This is a genomic window from Streptomyces sp. NPDC055962 (assembly GCF_042270185.1).
In the GTDB taxonomy this organism is placed as follows: Bacteria; Actinomycetota; Actinomycetes; order Streptomycetales; family Streptomycetaceae; genus Streptomyces.
In genome coordinates, this window is the sequence record NZ_JBHJYN010000015.1 from 13,173 (window position 1) to 33,927 (window position 20,755).

General features: G+C 70.6%; 22 protein-coding genes. 14 read left to right on the top strand and 8 right to left on the bottom strand.

Translation table 11 applies throughout. The annotated features are described in order from the left end of the window. Positions 1–572 precede the first annotated feature (572 nt). From ACFC51_RS30955 to ACFC51_RS30980, 6 genes are all read left to right on the top strand, one after another. On the top strand, positions 573–2,237 hold the full coding sequence (locus tag ACFC51_RS30955) for a sensor histidine kinase (RefSeq protein WP_376532011.1): 1,665 nt from the start codon (positions 573–575) through the stop codon (positions 2,235–2,237). Beyond that, on the top strand, positions 2,234–2,641 hold the full coding sequence (locus ACFC51_RS30960; protein ID WP_014152870.1) for a roadblock/LC7 domain-containing protein: 408 nt from the start codon (positions 2,234–2,236) through the stop codon (positions 2,639–2,641). Before ACFC51_RS30955 ends, ACFC51_RS30960 begins: the two co-directional genes overlap by 4 nt. After that, a complete protein-coding gene (locus ACFC51_RS30965; RefSeq protein WP_329235656.1) occupies positions 2,638–3,006 on the top strand; it encodes a DUF742 domain-containing protein in 369 nt (122 codons plus the stop codon). Before ACFC51_RS30960 ends, ACFC51_RS30965 begins: the two co-directional genes overlap by 4 nt. Continuing rightward, a complete protein-coding gene (locus tag ACFC51_RS30970) occupies positions 2,987–3,601 on the top strand; it encodes an ATP/GTP-binding protein (protein ID WP_376375729.1) in 615 nt (204 codons plus the stop codon). The genes ACFC51_RS30965 and ACFC51_RS30970 overlap by 20 nt, the downstream gene beginning before the upstream one ends. 79 nt (positions 3,602–3,680) lie before the next feature. Further along, positions 3,681–5,198 carry a cytochrome P450 gene (locus ACFC51_RS30975; protein ID WP_376532013.1) on the top strand — a complete coding sequence of 506 codons (1,518 nt, stop codon included), beginning with the start codon at positions 3,681–3,683 and terminating at the stop codon, positions 5,196–5,198. Positions 5,199–5,282: 84 nt separating this feature from the next. Then, on the top strand, positions 5,283–6,629 hold the full coding sequence (locus ACFC51_RS30980; RefSeq protein ID WP_376532015.1) for a 6-phospho-beta-glucosidase: 1,347 nt from the start codon (positions 5,283–5,285) through the stop codon (positions 6,627–6,629). Positions 6,630–6,650: 21 nt separating this feature from the next. On the opposite strand, the gene ACFC51_RS30985 is transcribed toward ACFC51_RS30980, so the two are convergent. Both ACFC51_RS30985 and ACFC51_RS30990 read right to left on the bottom strand, forming a co-directional pair. Then, positions 6,651–7,091, bottom strand: coding sequence for a hypothetical protein (locus tag ACFC51_RS30985; RefSeq protein WP_376375736.1), 441 nt, complete (start codon positions 7,089–7,091; stop codon positions 6,651–6,653). After that, the gene (locus ACFC51_RS30990; protein WP_376375738.1) at positions 7,085–7,543 is read right to left on the bottom strand and encodes an ATP-binding protein; all 459 of its coding nucleotides are present in this window, start codon (positions 7,541–7,543) and stop codon (positions 7,085–7,087) included. Before ACFC51_RS30990 ends, ACFC51_RS30985 begins: the two co-directional genes overlap by 7 nt. Positions 7,544–7,747: 204 nt before the next feature. On the opposite strand from ACFC51_RS30990, the gene ACFC51_RS30995 reads away from it, so the two are divergent. The 5 genes from ACFC51_RS30995 (at position 7,748) to ACFC51_RS31015 (ending at position 10,858) form a co-directional block, all read left to right on the top strand. Continuing rightward, positions 7,748–8,608 (top strand): helix-turn-helix domain-containing protein, encoded by an 861-nt coding sequence (locus tag ACFC51_RS30995; protein WP_376375741.1) that lies wholly within the window; start codon positions 7,748–7,750, stop codon positions 8,606–8,608. Beyond that, complete coding sequence (locus ACFC51_RS31000) at positions 8,608–8,844, top strand: DUF397 domain-containing protein (protein ID WP_376375743.1); 237 nt, start codon at positions 8,608–8,610, stop codon at positions 8,842–8,844. Before ACFC51_RS30995 ends, ACFC51_RS31000 begins: the two co-directional genes overlap by 1 nt. Positions 8,845–8,908: 64 nt before the next feature. Further along, on the top strand, positions 8,909–9,718 hold the full coding sequence (locus ACFC51_RS31005) for an SAM-dependent methyltransferase (protein ID WP_376375746.1): 810 nt from the start codon (positions 8,909–8,911) through the stop codon (positions 9,716–9,718). A gap of 79 nt (positions 9,719–9,797) precedes the next feature. Continuing rightward, positions 9,798–10,247, top strand: coding sequence for a YchJ family protein (locus ACFC51_RS31010; RefSeq protein ID WP_376375748.1), 450 nt, complete (start codon positions 9,798–9,800; stop codon positions 10,245–10,247). 416 nt (positions 10,248–10,663) lie between these two features. Next, entirely contained in the window at positions 10,664–10,858 is a 195-nt protein-coding gene (locus tag ACFC51_RS31015; RefSeq protein ID WP_376375750.1) for a hypothetical protein, read from the top strand. 10 nt (positions 10,859–10,868) lie between these two features. Here the strand turns inward: ACFC51_RS31015 and ACFC51_RS31020 are convergent, their stop codons facing one another. Next, entirely contained in the window at positions 10,869–12,944 is a 2,076-nt protein-coding gene (locus ACFC51_RS31020; protein WP_376532017.1) for an MDR family MFS transporter, read from the bottom strand. 55 nt (positions 12,945–12,999) lie between these two features. Further along, positions 13,000–13,836 carry a hypothetical protein gene (locus tag ACFC51_RS31025; RefSeq protein ID WP_376532019.1) on the bottom strand — a complete coding sequence of 279 codons (837 nt, stop codon included), beginning with the start codon at positions 13,834–13,836 and terminating at the stop codon, positions 13,000–13,002. A 106-nt stretch (positions 13,837–13,942) separates the two neighbouring features. Between ACFC51_RS31025 and ACFC51_RS31030 the strand changes: the two genes are divergently transcribed. Further along, positions 13,943–15,169 carry a cytochrome P450 gene (locus ACFC51_RS31030; protein WP_376532021.1) on the top strand — a complete coding sequence of 409 codons (1,227 nt, stop codon included), beginning with the start codon at positions 13,943–13,945 and terminating at the stop codon, positions 15,167–15,169. A gap of 44 nt (positions 15,170–15,213) precedes the next feature. On the opposite strand, the gene ACFC51_RS31035 is transcribed toward ACFC51_RS31030, so the two are convergent. From ACFC51_RS31035 to ACFC51_RS31050, 4 genes are all read right to left on the bottom strand, one after another. Continuing rightward, a complete protein-coding gene (locus ACFC51_RS31035; RefSeq protein WP_376532023.1) occupies positions 15,214–16,428 on the bottom strand; it encodes an acyl-CoA dehydrogenase family protein in 1,215 nt (404 codons plus the stop codon). A gap of 4 nt (positions 16,429–16,432) precedes the next feature. After that, positions 16,433–16,906 (bottom strand): SCP2 sterol-binding domain-containing protein, encoded by a 474-nt coding sequence (locus tag ACFC51_RS31040; protein WP_376375760.1) that lies wholly within the window; start codon positions 16,904–16,906, stop codon positions 16,433–16,435. A gap of 74 nt (positions 16,907–16,980) precedes the next feature. Further along, positions 16,981–17,244 carry a hypothetical protein gene (locus tag ACFC51_RS31045; RefSeq protein WP_376375763.1) on the bottom strand — a complete coding sequence of 88 codons (264 nt, stop codon included), beginning with the start codon at positions 17,242–17,244 and terminating at the stop codon, positions 16,981–16,983. Between the two features lie 199 nt (positions 17,245–17,443). Beyond that, on the bottom strand, positions 17,444–18,658 hold the full coding sequence (locus ACFC51_RS31050) for a helix-turn-helix domain-containing protein (protein WP_376375766.1): 1,215 nt from the start codon (positions 18,656–18,658) through the stop codon (positions 17,444–17,446). Between the two features lie 663 nt (positions 18,659–19,321). On the opposite strand from ACFC51_RS31050, the gene ACFC51_RS31055 reads away from it, so the two are divergent. After that, positions 19,322–19,957 (top strand): hypothetical protein, encoded by a 636-nt coding sequence (locus ACFC51_RS31055; protein ID WP_376375768.1) that lies wholly within the window; start codon positions 19,322–19,324, stop codon positions 19,955–19,957. Positions 19,958–20,111: 154 nt separating this feature from the next. Beyond that, positions 20,112–20,750, top strand: coding sequence for a hypothetical protein (locus ACFC51_RS31060; protein WP_376375770.1), 639 nt, complete (start codon positions 20,112–20,114; stop codon positions 20,748–20,750). The last annotated feature ends 5 nt before the right edge of the window (positions 20,751–20,755 follow it).

Sequence of the window (20,755 nt, forward strand, 5' to 3'; positions counted from 1 at the left end):
CCTGCCGCCGGATCTCACGGAACGTGAGGGCGGCGCAGGGCGGCGGCGGCCCCGGCATCCGGAGGCCGGAGCCCGGCAGCGCGGGCGAGCCGTTTCCACGTGTGCCGCGCCGGAGCGCTCGCACGCACGTCCGTCGCTCTGGAATCCGCTCCTTTCGATCCGATTCGATCGCATGTGCCCTTGTCCCGCTCTGAGGTGCACAAGCATTCGCAAGCGTCGATGATTTCCGCTTGCCTGTACCCCTGATCCGGCATATCTGCTGGAGATTCGCTCCCTCGCCTGCCTGAGGCCACTCCTTCGCTGTCCCGCAGAGAAGGACGCAAGGGTCTGCTTTCTCCCGATTCTTCGACGTCGTCACTCCCCGCGCACGCGCGACGGCGCTGAGTGCGAAAACTGGCGAGTGTATTACCGCCGGCGGGCTCGCGCAGGGGGTTGGGCGAATATGCCGAGGCACTGTTCTGATCTGGTTAGGCTCACGCGCAGTGAAGTCGAGTTGAGATGAATCAGGGCACTTGTTCATACCTGTCCGTCCAAGTGCGTATACCTCCCGAATCAACCGCCAGAGGGTTTAGATGGTCCGTGTTGAATCACCGCCGACCAACAGAGACGTCCCCGTCGTACGCGCCGCGCTCCTGCCCGTCGTGCTGATGGCCGGCGCCACCGCCGCCGGTGCCGTGCCGGTCACCGGGGCCGCACGGGCGGCAGTCGTCTGGTGCGGGGCGATCGCCACCGTCGTGGTCGCCACGCTCACCGTCGTGCTCAACCGCCGGCGCCGCGCGATGCGCGTCCAGCGAGCCGAGTACGAACAGCGCATCGCCTTCCTGGAGCGGCGCATCGCCTCGTACGACCAGGAGACCGAGCGGCTCAGCAAGGAGCTCCTGCCCGTCGCGATCCGGCGGCTGCGCGCCAGCAACTCGCCGCAGGAAGTGATGCGCGACGTCGTCGACGCAGACGAGTCCTACCGCGACCTCCCCAAGGCGCAACGCGCCCTGGTCCTCCAGGTCCTCGACATCATCGACAACGAGGAGGCCATGCGTGACTCCGCGCAGCGCGCCTTCGTCAGCGTCGCCCGCCGGGTCCAGGCCATCGTCCACCGGCAGGCCAGTGAGCTCAGGGAGATGGAGGACCACCACGGCCGCAACCCCGACGTCTTCGACGACCTGCTCCGCATCGACCACGGCACCGCGCTGATCGGACGGCTCGCCGACTCCATCGCCGTACTCGGCGGCGCCCGCCCCAGCCGCCAGTGGCCCAAGGCCGTACCGCTGTTCAGCGTGCTGCGCGGAGCGATGTCCCGGATCCTCGAGTACCAGCGCGTCGATCTGCACTCGATCGCGAAGGTCGCCATCGTCGGCACCGCGGTCGAGCCGCTCATCCACGCCTGCGCCGAACTCCTCGACAACGCGACGCGCTACTCGCCGCCCCAGACCCGGGTGCACGTCACCGCGGTCGAGGTGCAGACCGGCATCGCCATCGAGATCGAGGACGGCGGCGTCAGCCTCAGCGAGGAGGCCCGGGTGCGGGCCGAGAACATGCTCGCGCAGGCCCAGGCCGGCATCAACATGAACGACCTCGGGGAGTCCCCGCGCCTCGGCATGGCCGTGGTCGGCCGGCTCGCCCGCATGTACCAACTCCAGGTCTCACTGCGGCAGTCCGCCTACGGAGGCGTCCGTGCCGTGCTCATCGTGCCGCGGGACATGATCACCACGGGCCCGGCGCCCGGCATCGCGCACGGCATCGGCGCCACCTCGCGTCCGCAGAGCTCGCTCGACATGTCGCAGATGCAGCACGTCGTTCCGCCCCGCGGCAAGCAGAAGTCGCGGCACGAGGCGACCGGGCCCGTGCCGTCGCTCGCGTCCTCCGCCCCCGCTCCCGCCAAGGCCCCGGCCCCCGCGGCGTCCGCCGCACGGCCCGCGCCCGCCGCATCGGTGATGGGCGGTGGCGACGACGAGATCGTCGTGACCGAATGGACCGAGGGCGGGCTCCCGCAGCGCCGCAGCCGGGGGCGCGCGCCGCTCGGTTCGCACAATCTCCCGCAGCAGTCCGCGCCGGCCGCAGAGCCCGCCGCGCGCAACGGGCACAACGGGCACAACGGGCACAACGGGCACGGTGGCGGCGACACGCCGCCGCCCGGCCTCTGGCTGGAGGCCTTCACCCAGGCCGTCAACGGAGTGCCCAAGGAGCCCGGGAACGACTCGGATTCTGACGACGCGTGGGACAAGGGAGACGAGAAGTGATCCAGCAGCGGGGAAACATGGACTGGATGCTCAAGGAACTGGCCGACGACGTACCGAGCATCCACCAGATCGTGGTGCTCTCCGCCGACGGCCTCCGGATCGCCCGGCACGGCGGCGACCCCGACGTGGCCGACCGTCTCGCCGCGGCCTGCGCCGGGCTGCAGAGCCTCGCCGCGGCCGTCGCCACCGAGATCCCGTACAGCGACGGCCTGATGAAGCTCGTCGTCATCGAGGTCACCGGAGGGTTCTTCTACCTGATGGCGGCCGGGGCCGGTGCCTACCTCGCTGTCCTGGCCGGCGAGACGGTCGACGCCGGACTGGTGGGGGCCCGCATGCGCGACATGGTCGTGCGGATCGGGGCGCATCTGACGAGCCCTCCGCGCCATGACGGGCAGGCCGGATGAGTCCTCCCCGACGAGAACGCCGAAAGGCCGAACCGGCGCTGAGCGACCCGGAACGGCTCTATGTGATCACCGGCGCGCCCGACGGCGAACGTGCGGCACTCGACCTCGTCACGATGGTGGTGGCGCAGGCCGAGCCGTCGCCCACGGTCCAGCCCGAGCAGGCCGCGATCCTGAGGCTCTGCAAGGCGCCGTTGTCCGTCGCCGAGATCTCGGCCTATCTGAGCCTGCCCTTCAGCGTGGTCACCTCGCTCCTGACAGAACTCCTGGCGACCGAACTGATCGAGTCGCGCGCGCCCATCGTCCGCGCCGCGCTCCCGGACCGGTCCCTCCTCGAAGCGGTGATGCATGGACTTCAGAAGCTCTGACACGATCACGGGCCCCCGCAGCGAGGACGTCCTCCCCAGCACGGCCACGGCCGCGGTGAAGGTCGTCGTCGTCGGAGGGTTCGGGGTCGGCAAGACGACCATGGTCGGCTCGGTGAGCGAGATCCGGCCCCTGACGACCGAAGAGACCATGACCCAGGCCGGCATCGGCGTGGACGACAACGTGGGTGTGGAGACCAAGACCGCCACCACCGTCGCCATGGACTTCGGCCGGATCAGCCTCAGTGAGGAACTGATCCTCTACCTGTTCGGCACCCCGGGCCAGGAACGCTTCTGGTTCCTGTGGAACGGACTGTTCGAAGGAGCGCTCGGGGCCGTCGTCCTCATCGACACCCGTCGGCTCCAGGTCAGCTTCGACGTCATCGGAAGGCTGGAGGAGCGCGGCGTGCCGTTCGTCGTCGCGGTCAACACCTTCCCCGACGCACCGCACCACCCCGTCGAGGCCCTGCGCAGCGCGCTGGACCTGCCGGACGAGGTCCCGATGATCGACTGCGACGCCCGGCTGCGTACCTCGAGCCGCGATGTGCTGATGACCCTGATGCGTTACCTGCACCGCCTTGCCGTGCCGCTCACCTGACGACGGCACACCCCCTGCCGGTGAACGGGCCCTGTCCCCACGCGCCCGGTCCCGGGACGTCTTATTTCCTGGAGCCACTGTGACAACCCCCTTCCAGCACGAACCCGGATCGGCCACCGGACCGGTGCCACCCCCGCAGTGCCCCGCGCACGGCATGGGCATCGGCCCCGGCGGACTGCGCCGGCTGTACGGTGCCGAGGCCGAGGCGGACCCCACGGGTCTCTACGAGAAGCTGCGTGCCGAACACGGCACGGTGGCCCCCGTCCTGCTGCACGAGGACGTGCCCGCCTGGCTGGTGCTCGGGCACAGCGAGAACCTCCACATGACGCGCACCCCCTCGCAGTTCTCCCGCGACTCACGACGCTGGCGCGCCCTGCAGGACGGCAGCGTCGCCCCGGACCACCCGCTCGCCCCGCTCTTCACCTGGCAGCCGGTGTGCTCCTTCGCCGAGGGCGCCGAGCACGAGAGGCTGCGCGGCGCGGTCACCGACAGCATGGGGCGCATCGACACCCGTGGCGTGCGCCGCCACATCAACCGGTACAGCAACCGGCTCGTCAACGACTTCTGCCGCGCGGGCCGCGTCGAACTGGTCAGCCAGTTCGCCGAGCGGCTCCCGATGATGGTGATGTGCGCGATCATCGGCATGCCGGAGGAGTACAACGACCGGCTGGTCCAGGCCGCCCGCGACATGACGCGCGGCTCTGAGACCGCCGTGGCGAGCAACGCCTACGTGATCGGTGCGCTCGACCGGCTGGTCCAGCGCCGTCGCGCGGCGCCCGCCGAGGACTTCGCCAGCTGGCTGGTCGAACACCCCGCCGGCCTCACCGACAAGGAGGTCAGCGAGCACCTCCGGGTGGTCCTGATCGTCGCCTACGAGACGACCACCAACCTGATCGCCAACGTGCTGCGCATGGTCCTCACGGACCCCCGGTTCCGGGCCAGGCTCAGCGGCGGGCACATGACCGTCCCCGAGGCGGTCGAGCAGACACTGTGGGACGAGCCGCCGTTCACGTCGGTCCTGGGCCGCTGGGCCGTCGGCGACACCGAGCTCGGCGGCCAGCAGATCAAGGCGGGGGACGCCCTGATCGTCGGGATCGCACCGGCCAACACGGACCCCGCGGTGCGGCCCGACCTCACCGTCAACATGGAGGGCAACCGTGCACACATGGCGTTCAGCAGCGGCCCCCACGAGTGCCCCGGCCAGGACATCGGCCGTGCCATCGCCGACGTCGGCGTCGACGCCCTGCTGATGCGTCTTCCCGACCTGGAGCTCGGGGTCGAGGAGAGCGCTCTGAGCTGGGCAGGGAACTTCATGTCGCGGCACCTGGTGGACCTCCCGGCGGGCTTCGCGCCCACCGCGGAGCAGGAGATCGACGCCGAGCCGCTGCCGGCGGTGTCCCGTGCCCGCTCGCGTGCCGACTGGCAGGTGTCGTCGCCCGCCGTCCACCGGAGCCCCGTGCCGCCCCAGGCGGGCCATGCGCCGGACGGAGCCGGCACCACCGGACCCGCGCCGGCGGGGGCAGCCGCCATCCCGGCGCAGCGGAGCGGGCCGTCCAGGCTGTGGAACGCCGTCGTGCGGTGGTGGAGCGGCCACTGAGGTCCCGGCCTTACGCGCCGTGCCGGGTGCCCCGGGCCTCAGGGTCCGGGGCACCCCGCTTCGCGCCCCGTACCATCGAGCAGCGTGAAGCTGACAATTCTTGGCGGCGGCGGGTTCCGGGTCCCTCTCGTGTACGGGGCGCTGCTCGGCGATCACGCCGAAGGCCGCGTCTCCCGGGTGACCCTGTACGACACGGACACGGACCGGCTCACCGCCGTGGCCCGGGTCCTGGCCGAGCAGGCGGACGGAGTCCACGACGCGCCTGCCGTCGTCGCCACAGGTGATCTCGACGAGGCCCTGCGGGGGGCGGATTTCGTCTTCTCCGCGATCCGGGTCGGCGGGCTGGAGGGCCGCGCGGCCGACGAACGCGTCGCGCTCGACGAGGGCGTCCTGGGCCAGGAGACGGTGGGGGCCGGCGGCATCGCCTTCGGGCTGCGCACCGTCCCCGTCGCGACCGCCCTCGCCCGGCGCATCGCCCGGATCGCCCCCGACGCGTGGGTCATCAACTTCACCAACCCGGCGGGCCTGGTCACCGAGGCCATGGCACGCCACCTCGGCGACCGGATCATCGGCATCTGCGACTCACCGGTGGGCCTCGGCCGCCGGATCGCCCGGGTCCTCGGTGTGGACCCGGACCGGGCGTGGATCGACTACGTCGGGCTCAACCACCTCGGCTGGGTCCGCGGTCTGCGGACGGGCGGCCGCGACGAACTCCCGCGGCTGCTCGCGGACCCGGAGCTGCTCGGCTCCTTCGAGGAGGGCCGGCTCTTCGGCCCCGACTGGCTCCGCTCGCTGGGCTCGGTCCCCAACGAGTACCTGCACTACTACTACTTCAACCGGGAGGCGGTCCGCGCCTACCAGGACGCCGGGCAGACCCGGGGTGCCTTCCTCCGCGACCAGCAGGAGGGCTTCTACGCCCGGATGAAGGACCCCGCGGCGCCGCCGCTGGCCACCTGGGACCGTACGCGTGCCGAACGCGAGGCGACGTACATGGCGGAGAACCGGGACGTGGCCGGTGCGGGGGAGCGCGAGGAGAGCGATCTGGAGTCCGGGGGCTACGAACAGGTGGCCCTCGCCCTGATGCGGGCCGTCGCCCGCGACGAACGCACCTCGCTGATCCTCGACGTGCGCAACCGGGGCACCCTGTCGGTGCTCGACGACGACGCGGTGATCGAGGTGCCGTGCCTGGTCGACGCCAACGGTGCGCACCCCGTGGCCGTCGACCCGCTCCCGTACCACGCGGTCGGACTGGTCACGGCGGTCAAGGGCGTGGAGCGGGAGGTGCTCGAAGCGGCGGAGAGCGGCTCACGAGCGGCGGCCGTGCGTGCCTTCGCCCTGCACCCGCTGGTCGACTCCGTGTCGGTGGCCCGCCGGCTGGTCGAGGGGTACACCCGGGTCCACCCGGGGCTCGCCTATCTCGACCGGCCGTGAACGACGGTTGGTGATGCCCCGTCAGGGTGCCGGTACCGCCCTCTGCCTGCCGGACGGGGCCCAGGAGGGCGCGACACCGGTGACCTGGCAGACCATGAGGAAGAGAGGGATGGGCGGCGTGTACGGCGTGCGGCTGTCCGGCGCGTGGATCAGCCGCGGCCGACCGGCGGGGACGTAGGCGCCGGCGGCGTACGACGCCTGCTCCGGCCAGTCCAGATCGAGGTCGGAGCCCGACGGGACGATCCACCACCACTGGTCCGCGTCGGCGAACACACAGCCGGCGCGCGGCAGGTGCGACATCAGGCGGAATCCGTACTGCGCGGGCACGCCCACCGCGTCGCAGCCGAGACTCGCCGACAGCGCGGGCGGCAGCGGGAGCCGGACCCGGCCCTGCGGTCCGTCCTCCTCCGCGGACCGGCCGCGGCGCGCGCCGAGCAGCTGGGACAGGGCGTTTCTCAGCATGTCCGCTCCGGGCCGTACGGCAGTTCCGCCCAGACGATGCGCCCCGAGTGGTTCCCCGCGTCGTGGGATCCCCAGGCGGTGCTCATGGAGTCGACGAGCAGCAGTCCGCGCCCGTGCTCCCCCTCGGCGGTGAGCGACAGCCGTGGGCCGCCGGGCTGATGTCCCTGGTCCTGCACGGAGATGCGCAGCCGGCCGCCGTCGCAGCGCAGTTCGGAGACGACCCGGGTGCTCGCCGTGTGCACCACCGCATTGGTGACCAGCTCGGAGGCGATCAGCACCGCCGCGTCGTGGGCGTCCCCGGTCACCCCCCAGTCCGCCAGCCGCGCACGCATGAGGCGCCTGGCACCGGCGACCGACTCGGGGTGCGCCGGCAGCGCGAAGCAGTATCGGAGCGCTTCCGTCCCGGGGCTGAGGTCCATGAGCCGGGGGATGAGCGCACTGCCAGGTGCCACGACCGATTCCTCACAGTGGGGGCTGTGTCACGCTTCGCACCGCCCCTGGGTGGGGTTGCCACGATCACGCGAACTGGTTCGGTGTCCAACTCTCCCCCTGACATGAACACTTGGCAAGAGGCACTCTGAAATTTCCAGAGTGGCTGTGTTCCTCGAGCCATGCGCATGGCACACTGCTGACAACAGCGCATCGGGAGGTCTGAAGTGAGCGAACCGCGGTCCGCCCCGACCGTGGGTCAGGTCGTTCTCGGCAAGCGTCTGCAGGATCTGCGGGAGCGCGTCGGCCTGAGCCGGGACCAGGCGGCGAAGGTGCTCCGTGTCGCCCCGGGGACCATACGCAGGATGGAGACCGCCGAGGTCGGTCTCAAGATCCCGTACGTCCAGCTCCTCCTCAAGGCCTACGGCATCGCCGACGACGAGACCGACGCCTTCGTCGAACTCGCCGAAGAGGCCAACAAGCCGGGCTGGTGGCAGCGTTTCCACGACGTGCTGCCCGACTGGTTCAGCATGTACGTCAGCCTGGAGGGTGCCGCGAGCCTCCTGCGCACGTACGAGCCGCATTTCGTCCCCGGCCTGTTGCAGACCGAGGACTACGCGCGCTCCGTCCTGCGCACCGGCGCGGTCGGACAGACCCGGCCCGCGGACATCGAGCGCCATGTGGCGCTCCGCATGGAGCGGCAGTCCCTGCTGACCAAGGCGGAGGCGCCCAGGCTCTGGGTGGTGATGGACGAGACCGTCCTGCGCCGCCCCGTCGGCAGCCCCGACGCCATGAGGGCCCAGATCGACCGCCTCCTCGAGGCGACGGACCTGCCCAACGTGACGTTGCAGATTGCGGAGTTCGCGACCGGCCACCACCCGGGCACCTACGGTCCGTTCGTCCTGTTCCGCTTCGCGGTCCCCGAGCTCCCCGACATGGTCTACACCGAGTACCTGACCGGCGCCGTCTACTTCGACGCGCGTCCCGAGGTGGCCTCCTACCTCGAGGTCATGGACCGCATGGCGGCTCAGGCCGCAACTGCACAACGCACGAAGGAAATCCTCAGGGACTTCCGCAAGGAGCTGTGATGAACCACATATACAACGGCATGCCGGCCGCCGACCTCGGCACCGAAGGCTGGTACAAGCCGTGGAGCGGTGGTAACGGGGGCAATTGCATCGAGGCCATGAAGCTGGCCGACGGCAGGGTGGCGGTCCGTCAGTCCGCGGACCCCGACGGCCCCGCCCTCATCTACTCCAACGGCGAGATCGCCGCCTTCATCCAGGGCGCCAAGTCGGGCAAGGCCGACTTCCTGCTCACCTGAAGAATCGTCACATCACCCCCGCACCAGACGCTGTTCGCCGAATCCCCGACCAACGGAGTGCGCCATGACCGGGCAGGAACCCCAGGCCGTCGAGATCGACACGAGCAAGCCGCATCCGGCACGGATGTACGACTGGTTCCTCGGGGGCAAGGACAACTACCCGGTCGACGAACAGATGGCGCAGCAGCTGCTCGCCCTGGACGCCCGGGGCCGCGACATGGCCCGGGTCAACCGCGCGTTCATGCACCGGGCCACCCGATGGCTCGCCGAGAACGGCGTGCGCCAGTTCCTCGACATCGGCTCCGGAATTCCCACCGAGCCGAACCTCCACCAGATCGCCCAGCGGACCGCCCCGGACGCGCGCGTCGTCTACTGCGACAACGACCCGATCGTGCTCGCCCACGCGGCGGCGCTGCTGCGTTCCACGCCCGAGGGCGCCACCGAGTACATCCAGGCCGATGCCCGCCGGCCCGACGCGATCCTGGAGGCGGCCGGGAAGGTCCTCGACTTCGACCGGCCCATCGCGCTCTCCCTCCTCGCGCTGCTGCACTTCGTGGACGACGAGGACGGCGCGGGCGAGCTCGTCGACCGGCTGGTGGAGCGGCTGCCCTCCGGCAGCTATCTCGTCCTCTCGCACACCACGGGCGACTTCGATCCCGAGGGTGCGGCCGCCGCGCGGGCCATGTACAAGGCGCGGGGAATGACCCTGCGCCCCCGCTCCCGTGCCGAGCTCACCGCGTTCTTCCACGGCCTCGAGATCGTCGCGCCCGGCGTCTCGCTCTCCGCCGACTGGCGTCCCGAGCTCGGCGAGGTCATCGACGTACCGGGCCACCAGCCGATCCCCGGGTACGCGGGCGTGGCGCGCAAGCGCTGACCGGCGGGGGGGGGGGGGGGCTCACCGGAAGGGCGGGGCACCCGGCCGGGCCGACCTGCCCGCAGGTCACAATGGACGCATGTCACGACGCACCTCACGCCCCCGCCGGCCGGCCGCTCCGCAGGCGGCGCCGCCGCGGATCACCGCGGAGTCACCGTGCCCGTGCGGTCTGCCGGCGGCCTACGGGGACTGCTGCGGCCGGCTGCACGCGGGCACCACGGCCGCCCCGACCTGCGAGGCGCTGATGCGCTCGCGGTACGCGGCCTTCGTGGTCCAGGACGCCGCCTATCTGCTGCGCACCTGGCACCCGGACGCCCGCCCGCCGGCCGTCGACTTCGACCCGGCCATGCGCTGGACGGGCCTGGAGATCCTCGAGACGACCGAGGGCAGCGCCTTCCACACCACCGGTACGGTCACCTTCCGCGCGCACTACACCGACGGCGGCCGTCCCGACGCGCTCCACGAGAAGAGCCGGTTCGTCCGTCACGAAGGGGCCTGGGTCTACGCGGCAGCGGTCTTCGTCGACTGATATCCCGTTGCACGGGCCGGACCGGCCTTCCCAGGATCCGCCCATGGACAGCGCGGAGCCGGACGCCGGGCGGACCCGTTGCCGGCGCGGACGCGGGATCGCCCTCGCGCCGCTGGAGATCACGGACGCCCCCTTGGTGCACCGCTGGCGCTCCGACCCGGTGGCGGCGCACGAAGCCGGTGTCCGGCCCGGCTCGCCGCACGAGCTGACCGCGCGCATCGAACACCACATCGACGACCACACGCGCGACGACTTCCTCGTACTGCTTCCCGACGACACCCGGCCGGCCTCATCGCCCTGCACGACCAGCAGCCGGCCGAAGGCACCGCCGAGGCGTACCTGGTCCTGGACCGCGGACACCGGGAGCGCGGCCTCGGGGTCGACGCCCGCACCGACCTGGCGTTCGGCGAGCTGCGATGCAGCGCGTCGAGGCGTTGACCCACACCGACAACGCCGCCGCCCTGACGGTCCTCGCCGCCGCCGGTTTCACGCACGAGGGAGTGCGCCGCTCGTCCTGCCTCCACCGGGGCCGCCGCTACGACGACGTGGTGCTGTCCCTGCTCCGCACCGAGTGGGAGGCCCTGGACCGGCCCCGCTCCTGGGACCTCTGAGCGGGGACCGTCAGACCACAGCCGCCGTCCGCTCCGTCGAGGGTGCCAGCTGCTGCTCCAGGTCCTCGGCGAGCAGCCGTTTGGCGATCACGTCGACCGCCGCCCTCAGCTGCCGGTCGTCGGGCCGGGCGCCGTCCTCGGCGAGCCGCTCGTTGAGCCAGCGGCCCCAGGCCGCCGAGATCGTCGCCGCCTCGCGGCTGCCCGCCGCCGTATGGGTGAAGAGCCGGCCGTCCCCGGTGAGGTAGCCCTCCTCGATCATCCGGTCGAACACGGGCACCAGTACCTCCGGCGGGATCCGGTGCCGGGCCGCGATCAGCCGGAGGCCCGCGTGGCCGACCATCCGCGTGAACAGATCGACCTGCATCACGGCCCAGGCCCCCGCCGTGTCGAGCCGGGTGTCGGACTCCGCCACGATCCGGCGCGCCGTGTCGGGGCCGGCCTGGTGCAGGATCCTGGCCACGGCTGATTCGAGCACGTTCGTCGCGTCCCCGGTCTTCGGCTGGGCGAAGCCCTCGCCCATGTCGGTCGAGCCCGCCCGCGCGCTGTCGCGCAGCTTCACCTGCTTCAGGAAGAGGGAGACGACGAAGCCCAGCAGAGCCACCGGGACCGTCCACAGGAAGACCGTGTGCAGGGTGTCCGCATAGGCCTGGGCGAGGGGCGCCGTCTGTTCCGGAGGCAGCGCGTGGACGGCTTGAGGGCTCTCGGCGACCCGCGCCAGGGACGCCGGATCGCCGCCGGCCCGGGACGCCTCCTCGACGCCCCGGGTCAGGTTCGGCCGCAGCGCGTTGGCGTAGATCGTCCCGAACACCGCGGTGCCGAAGGAGCTGCCGAGCGTACGGAAGAACGTCACCCCGGACGTCGCGGTGCCCAGGTCCGCGTAGTCGACGGTGTTCTGCACGGCGATCGTCAGCACCTGCATCGACAGGCCGATCCCGATGCCGAGCACCAGCATGTACAGCGACTCCAGCCAGACACCGCTGCCCGGGCCCATGCGGGACAGCAGGTAGAGGCCCGCCGCCATCACCAGCGAGCCGATGACGGGGAAGAACCGGTAGTGGCCTGTCTTGCTCACCACGTTGCCGCTGAAGATCGAGGCCGCCAGCAGCCCCAGCACGAGGGGCAGGGTCCGCACTCCGGAGAGCGTGGCCGAGTCCCCGTCGACGTACTGCAGATACGTCGGCAGATAGATCATCGCCCCGAGCATGGCGAAGCCCACGATGAAGCTGAGGATGGAGCAGACCGCGAACACCGGGTTGCGGAAGAGCCGCATCGGCAGCATCGGTTCCTGGGCGCGTGTCTCCACGAGGGAGAAGAGAGCCAGGGCGACGAGCCCGCCGACGAACAGGCCGATGATGACGGGCGAGCCCCAGGCGTACTCGTTGCCGCCCCAGCTCGTGCCGAGGATCAGCGCGCTTGCGCCGAGAGCGACCAGCGCGATGCCCAGGTAGTCGATGACCGGGCGTCCGGCCGCGCGCACGGAGGGGATGTTGCGGGCGGCGGCGATGACCACCACGATCGCGATCGGTACGTTGACGTAGAACGCCCACCGCCACGTCAGATGGTCGGTGAAGAGTCCGCCCAGCAGCGGTCCGACGACCGTGGCCACACCGAAGACGGCACCGATCGCCCCCTGGTACTTGCCCCGCTCGCGCAGCGGGATGACATCGGCGATCAGCGCCATCGAGGTGACCATGAGCCCGCCCGCGCCGATGCCCTGCAGACCCCGCCAGATGATCAGCAGCAGCATGTTCGACGCGAGGCCGCAGAGGAACGACCCGGTGATGAAGACGACCGCGGAGATCTGGAAGATCAGCTTGCGGCCGAAGAGGTCGCCGAACTTGCCGACGAGCACCGTCGCCACGGTCTCCGCCAGCAGATAGGCCGTCACCACCCAGGACATGTGCTCCGCGCCGCCGAGGTCCGAGACGATCGTGGGGAGGGCCGTTCCCACGATCGTCTGGTCGAGAGCGGCCAGCAGGATCCCGAGGACGATCGTGGCGAAGACGATGTTGCGGCGCCGGGGGTCGAGGACGGGCGGCGCGGTGGCACTCTGCGGGGCGGGGGCTGTCTCGCTGGCAGTGGTCACCCTCGCACCCTCACACCGGCCCCCTGCCCCCGCATGCGGGGGCAGTCCGGACGGGTCAGGCCAGCAGCTCCCTCAGCGAGGCGCTCATCCGGGTGACGAAGGCCTCGCGGACCTCGTCCGTGACCCGGTCGAGCGACAGATACGGATTGAGGTCCTCCAGCTCGACGAGCAGAAGGTCACCCTCCGGCGTCCGGCAGGCGTCCACGCGCTGGATGCCGTGGGCGAGGGAGTTCCACTCCACGAAGCGGCGCGCGAAGTCCAGGTCGTCGGAGCTCGCCGCGTACGGTTCGAGCACCCAGCGCCGGTCCGGATGCGGTGCGTGCAGGGCGTACTGGAAGTCGTGGTCGACGAAGTAGAAGGACACCTCGTAGCGGAAGTCGATCCGGGGCTGGACGAGCAGGGTGCCGTCGGCGTCCTCGGGCAGCTCCGGTTCCTCCGTGAACCGCAGTCCCACCGAGTCCGCGCCGAGCTTGGGCTTGACCACGTATCCGTCCGCCCGGGGGAGCAGCCCGAGGTCGGCCGCACGGTCCACGGTCGGGATCACCGGGAATCCGGCCCGGCTCAGATCGACCAGATACTGCTTGCCCGCCATGTCACCGCGGCCGTCGAGCGAATTGTAGACGCGGGCCCCCGCTTCCCCGGCCCGGGTCCGGAACGCGTCGTACGCCTCCTGGTAGTGCAGGACCGGACCGCTGTTGCGGACCACGACCGCGTCGAACCCGTCCAGCAGGGCCGCCGCGTCCCCGGGGTGACAGAGCGCGACGTCGAAGGACTCGCGCAGCCGGGACGTCAGGAAGATGTCCTCGTCGCAGTACCGCCGGCCGCGCGCCTCGTAGGCGAGGTCGGTGACGAAGAGGACGGACGGGCGGGATGCGTCGAGCACGGCGATCAAGAAGTACTCCCAGGGGGTTCGGTTGCGGGCGGTCGGTCAATAGCCTTGCCGGTGCTGCCCGTTCACCGCTGTGCAGCACCTGATCTCTGCCCCACAGGAGTCACACGTGTCCCAGGCCTCGTCACCACCCGACATTCTCTCGCCCGCGTTCGCCGCCGATCCCTACGGGGCCTACCGGACGATGCGAGAGAGCGCCCCCCTGATCCACCACGAGGCCACGGGGAGTTACCTCGTGTCCCGCTACGAGGACGTCGAGCGCGTCTTCAAGGACCGGTCCCAGGAATTCACCACCGAGAACTACGACTGGCAGCTGGAGCCCGTCCACGGCCGGACGATCCTCCAGCTCAGCGGCAGGGAGCACGCCGTACGCAGGGCCCTGGTGGCGCCGGCCTTCCGGGGCGCGGACCTTCAGGAGAAGTTCCTGCCCGTCATCGAGCGCAACGCACGCGAGCTCATCGACACCTTCCGGCACACCGGTGAGGCCGACCTCGTCGAGGCGTTCGCGACCCGGTTCCCCGTCCTGGTGATCGCCGACATGCTCGGCCTGGACCGGGACGACCACCAGCGGTTCCACGGCTGGTACACCAACGTCATCGCCTTCCTCGGCAACCTGGCGGGCGACCCCGGGGTCACGGCGGCGGGGGAGCGTACCCGCCAGGAGTTCGCCGAGTACATGATCCCCGTCATCCGGCGGCGCAGGGAGGAGCCCGGGGACGACCTGCTCTCCGCGCTCTGCGCCGCCGAGGTCGACGGGGTGCGGATGAGCGACGAGGACATCAAGGCGTTCTGCAGCCTTCTCCTCGCCGCCGGCGGGGAGACCACGGACAAGGCCATCGCCTCGGTCTTCGCCAACCTGCTGGCCCACCCCGAGCAGCTCGCCGCCGTGCAGCGGGACCGTTCGCTCGTCGACCGGGCCTTCGCCGAGACACTGAGGTACACGCCCCCGGTCCACATGATCATGCGGCAGACGGCGGGCGAGGTGGAGCTGTCCGGTGGCACCGTCCCGGCCGGCGCCACCGTGACCTGCCTGATCGGCTCGGCCAACCGGGACGAGGCCCGCTACGCCGAACCCGACCGCTTCGACCTCTTCCGTGACGACCTGACCAGCACCACGGCGTTCTCCGCCGCCGCCGACCACCTGGCGTTCGCGCTCGGCCGGCACTTCTGCGTGGGCGCGCTGCTGGCCAGGGCCGAGGTCGAGACGGGCGTGAACCAGCTGCTCGACGCGATGCCGGAACTGCGTCTCGCCGACGGCTTCCGGCCGGTCGAGGAGGGCGTCTTCACCCGGGGTCCGGCGTCGCTGCCCGTACGGTTCACCCCGGCCGCGAGGTGAGCGGTGCCGGTGCGGCGGTCCGCCGCACCGGCACCTCCCGGCAGTCAGCGGATGTGGCGCCCTGAAATGGCCCGGGCGATGACCAGGCGCTGGATCTCGCTCGTCCCCTCGAAGATGGTGTAGATCTTCGCGTCGCGGTACATCCGCTCCACCGGGTGCTCCCGGCTGTAGCCGGCGCCGCCGAGGATCTGGACCGCCTTCTCCGTCGCGGAGACCGCGAGCTCACCCGCGCGGAGCTTGGACATGGAGCCCTGACCGGCGTCGAAGGTCCGGTCGTTGCGGGCCATCCACGCGGCCTGCCAGATCAGCAGGCGTACGGCCTCGATCTCGGTTCGGATGTCGGCGAGCGCGAACGCGATCGACTGGTTCTCGATGACGGGCCGGCCGAACGCCTCGCGCTGACCGGCGTACTCCAGGGCGTACTCGTACGCCGCCCGCGCGATGCCCAGCGCCTGCGCCCCCACCGTGGGACGGCTGACCTCGAAGGTCGCCATGGCGGCCTGGCCCTTTGCGGTGCCGCCCTCGCGGGCGCGGGCCAGCCGGGCTTCGAGCTTCTCCTTCCCGCCGAGCAGGCAGTGCCCGGGGACGCGTACGTCGTCGAGGAAGACGTCGGCGGTGTGCGACGCGCGGAGGCCGAGCTTCTTGATGGTGCGGCTCGCCGCCAGACCTCGTGTGCCGGGCGGCACGATGAACGCGGCCTGCCCGCGGGCGCCGAGCGAGGAGTCCACCGAGGCGACCACGACGTGGATCTCGGCGATCCCGCCGTTGGTGATCCACGCCTTCTGGCCGGAGAGCACCCACTCGTCCTTGGCCTCGTCGTAGCGGGCCCGGGTGGTCATCGCGGAGACGTCGGAGCCCGCCTGGGGTTCGGAGACGCAGAACGCCGCCACCTTGGGGTCGTCCTCGTCGCCGTAGCACTGGGGGACCCACTCGGCGAGCTGGTCGGGGGTGCCGGAGGCGAAGATCCCGGCGACCGCGAGCGAGGTGCCGAACAGCGCCATGCCGATTCCCGCGTCGCCCCAGAAGAGCTCCTCGTTGGCGATCTGGAGCGAGAGTCCGCTCGGGTCCCCGTACATGTCGGCGAGGGACTCGAACCCGTAGAGCCCGATCCTGGCCGCTTCCTGGATGACCGGCCACGGGGTCTCTTCCCGGGCGTCCCACTCGGCGGCCGCCGGGCGGACCACCTGGGCGGCGAAGCCGTGCACCCAGTCGCGCAGGTCACGCTGTTCCTCGGTCAGGGCGAGGGAGAAGTAGCTCACGGGCTCAGGCCTTCGGGATGTCGAAGTAGCGGGTGAGCCCCGAGGCCAGGCCGACGTCACCGGCGATCCTCAGCTTGCGCATCATGAACATCGTCACGGGATTGCCGTTGCCGGAAACCAGCTTGAGGAATTCCGCGTCGCCCATCACCAGCGTCGTGCGGGGCTCGGCGTCCGAGCGGCCCGCGCTCACCGTGCAGGTGCCGTCGGCTATGGAGGTCTCGTAGACCTCGTCGCTCTCGCCGGTGATCTTCCAGCGGATCAGGGCCTTCAGCCGGCCGGCCGCCTCCGGGCGGAACTGCTGGCGCATCCGGCCGAAGACCTCGCTCAGCACGCGGGCGCGCAGGTCACCGTGCATGACCTCGCCGAGCTGCCTGGCTGACAGGCCCTTGACGATCCGCGCGAACTCCTCGGGGGAGACGGCCGCGAAGTCGAGCCCGGACAGTTCGTCGGTGAGGTTGCCGCTGCTGTTGTCGGCCACACCAAATCCTTACTCCAGAGTAAACTTACTTCTGGGTAAGGTAAGGGCGGCGGCCGCCGCTCCGCAAGCAGCCGTCACCAGGATCCGTCCGGACGCACCGCCAGGTGCGGGTGATGGGCCGACAGCACCTTGTTGGCCCTGGCGAGCTCGGACAGCGCCTGTTCGCGGTCGGCCTGGTCCTCGATGCCGAGCCTCGGCCCCCGGAACCTGCGGACCTCGCGGGCGGCGCAGTCGGCGTCGAGCTCCGCCTGCAGGATGTGCGGCGGGGTGCAGGACCCGATCAGCGCGGCGACCCGGTCGGGGATCGGCACGGGGACGAGGAGGTGCGAGGCGGTCATGTGGGGGTTCCCTCTCGGATGGTCGGCCAGGAGGTGGTTCTCCGCGGCGGCCGGTGGGCCGCCGCTCCTCCTCATGTAACGGGACGCAGTTCCTGGTTTCTCGTTGAGAACGTCTCCGTGTCGCAACCGTTTGGGACTGACCGTCTATTTCGCGTTACCTGGCGGTAAGTTGACTGGATGCCGTGCATGTGATGGGTGATCAGTTCAAGGACTGCCCGCCCCGGGCACGTAACCGCATGGCGCGCAGCACGGCCTCGGTCGAGAAGCGGCTCTCCGGATCGGTGAGCTGCTCGCCGAAGATGGCCTCCAGGCTGCGCATGCGGTAGCGCACCGTCTGGGGGTGGACGTCCAGCAACTCGCCCATCTGCGCGGCGGTTCCGCGGGTGTCGAGCCAGATCCGCAGCGTCTCGACCAGCCGCTCGCGCCGCGTGGCGCTGATGCCGGAGACGGGGGCAAGTTCGCGTTCGGCGAGCTGGTCGAGGAGGACCGGGTCGGAGAGGAGCCACAGCGTGATGAGGTGGTCCTCGCAGAGGATGACCGGTGCGTCGTCGATGACCCCCGCGTCGACCAGTTCGAGAACGCGGCGGGCCCAGCGGATCGAGTCCGCGGCGAGTGCGGTCGGCACGGTCAGCCCGATCGCCGCGCCCCCGCCCGGGATCGTGCGGTCGAGCATCTCCCTGCGCGCGTCGTCGAAGGCGCCCGGGATCAGCAGGTGCGGCTGCGGGTCGCCGGGATCGATCAGGACGTCGTGGTCCGCGCTGATCCGGTCCACGCCGGACGGGGCGCGTACGGCGACGAGGGTGACCTGCTCGGGCAGGGTCCACCCGGTCTGCTCGCACAGCTCGGCGATGGCGCTGCGGGGGACCGGCCGGCCCGTGAGGATCAGGTGCAGCAGCCGCCGGCGCACCGCCTCGCTCTGCTGGTCGGACTGGGCCTGCACCTCCAGATAGCCCTCGCGGGACAGCGACTCCAGTTCGTCCACGTAGGCGAACAGGGCGTCGGCGAAGCTGAGCATCAGCGCGGGCGAGAAGTTGTAGCTCCGGCCCACCTTCTTCGCCCGTCGCAGAGCGACCCGCGCGCCCAGCCGGTACGCGCCCTGCAGTGCGTCCATGCTGCGGCCCTCGTACGCCTCGAACCGGCCGAATCTCCGGCACATGTCGTCGCGCAGGGCCGTGGAGGAGGTGGGCTCGGCGACCAGGTCGACAAAGGACGAAAGGCTCTGTTCGACGCCCATGCGAATGGACGCGCCGTTGGGGCCGTTCAGGAGACGCGCGTATTCCGGATAGGCCCGGGTCACTTCCATGCCTATCTCTTTGATCAGGCTCGGCAGTTCGGGCCGCATGATCGCGGCGAACTCCTGGGGGAGGGGTCCCAGCGGGTCTCCGGTGTCCAGCGGCTGGATAAGTCTCGGCATGACCGTCCCCTCGTCTATCCCGGGTCCGGTGTGGAGGAGCAGGTGGGGGAGAGCGCTCCCACGGACCGACAGGTGTATACCAACATCGGCGCCGAAGATAGACCAAGTCGGGCAGGGTGCACACTGCTTGGACAAGATCGAACTGCAAGGGGCACACAACGTGGCCCAGTTGTGGTGCTCCCGTGCAGGTGGGGCGGTAAATGCTCACTTCCGGACAATGTTTTCGGCCGTGGACGGCATCGGCGCTGCCGGCGAGGGGGTGTGGTGGTGCTGTCGACGGCCTGGACGGGGTGGCCGTCGGGCTCTCGGTCGGGCCCCCTTGGATCTTCGCCCGGCGTGCGGTGTGGCAGCCGCGTCCCCTGAGGGATTCCGGCGCCGTGCGGCATTCCCTTGAGATATTGCGCACCAAGTGACAAGTGTGCGGAGGGAATTAGTGACCTGCTGACGAGGAAAAAAACTTGCCGGACCAATCTTGACCCGCAGGATTGTGCTCCAAGTTTCCCGCAAGTAACGTCACGCCCTGTCACAGAACGTGTGTGGCTGAAAGCGCAGCACGGCCCCCCACGCAACACGATTCATCGCGGCACTCCCTGCGCCTTTGCAGGAATTCGAGTGCTGTCCCCGCAACAGTGCACCCGCACTGCCGAATCGGAGGAACTCACTGTGCGCAACACCCTCAGAAAGATCGCACTCACGGCCGGTGCCGCCGCGGCCGCCGTCACCCTCGGAGCCACCACCGCCACCGCAGGCGTCGCCGCTCCGACGTGGACCGTCGGCCCCAGCTCGCCGGAGACGTTCTCGGCCACCGCCGGCACGGTCACCCTCGTCCTCAACGGCGTCCCGATGACCTGTACGTCCTCTGCGGCGTCGGGCAACCTGGCCACCGCCTCCGGCACGACGAACGTGCAGGTCGGCACCATCGCTCCGCTGACCTGGAGCGGCTGCACCAGCCCGTTCGGCCCGGTGACCCCGACCGCCGACACCTCCACCTCGTGGAAGCTGAACGCGAACACCTACAGCGCCGGCGTCACCAACGGGTACATCTCCGGAGTGAAGGCCACGCTGAAGGTCCTCACCTGCACCTTCACCGTGACGGGCAACGTCGCCGCCAAGTACACCAACTCCACCGGCGTGCTGGCAGTCAGCAACAACGCCACCTACAAGCTGACCGTCGCCACCGTCACCTCGGGTTGCGCCGGTATCGCGGCCGTGGGTAACAACCCGACCTACACCGCCAACTACAACGCGGTCACGCCGATCGGCGGCACCACCAAGCCGACCATCGTCTACACCCCCTGATCCGGCCACCCGCCGGTAGGCAGCGAACCGGGATCGCACGGCGGGCGGCACCGCCGTGCGATCCCGTGTCCTGAGCAGTCCCCGCAGGCCAGGCCGGGGTGAGTGCCCGTACAGGGCTCCCGCCGCCGCACGTCGCCGGACGGAGGAGTCAGTTGTGCGCAGGTGTCTCGGAACGACTGCGGCGGTCACCGGTGCCGTCGTCGTCGCCTTGGCGGCTCCCGCAGCCACGGCCGGGGCCGCGGCTCCCGCCTGGACCGTAGGACCCAGCTCGCCGACGTCGTTCTCCGGCGCTGCCGGTGCCGTGCGCTTCCAGTGGGGCATCAACGGCTACATCCCGATGACGTGCCCGTCGTCGGCGGTGCGGGGCGACCTGGCTTCCGCGCCCGGCGCGACGGGCGTGCAGGTCGGCACCATCGCCCCGCTGACCTGGAGTGGCTGCTCCAGTCCTTTCGGGCCGATGAATCCGGTCGCTGACACCTCCACCCCGTGGAAGCTGGTGGCCGACAGCCACACCGTGGGTACCACCAGCGGGTATGTGTCCGGTGTCAGGCTCACCCTCACCATGCTCACCTGCTCCATGGTGGCCTCGGGACGGCTTGCCTTCACCTACACCAACTCCACCGCCAGGATGAAGGTCCACGTCGACGGCGCGTACGGGATCACGGTCCAGGAGGCTTCGCCGGGCTGCGCGGGCCTGGCGGCCGTGGGCGACACCTGGTCGTACGACGCCACCTACTCGGTCGTCGCTCCGGCCGGAGGCACGGCCGGGCCGACCATCGTGCATACTCCCTGATTTGG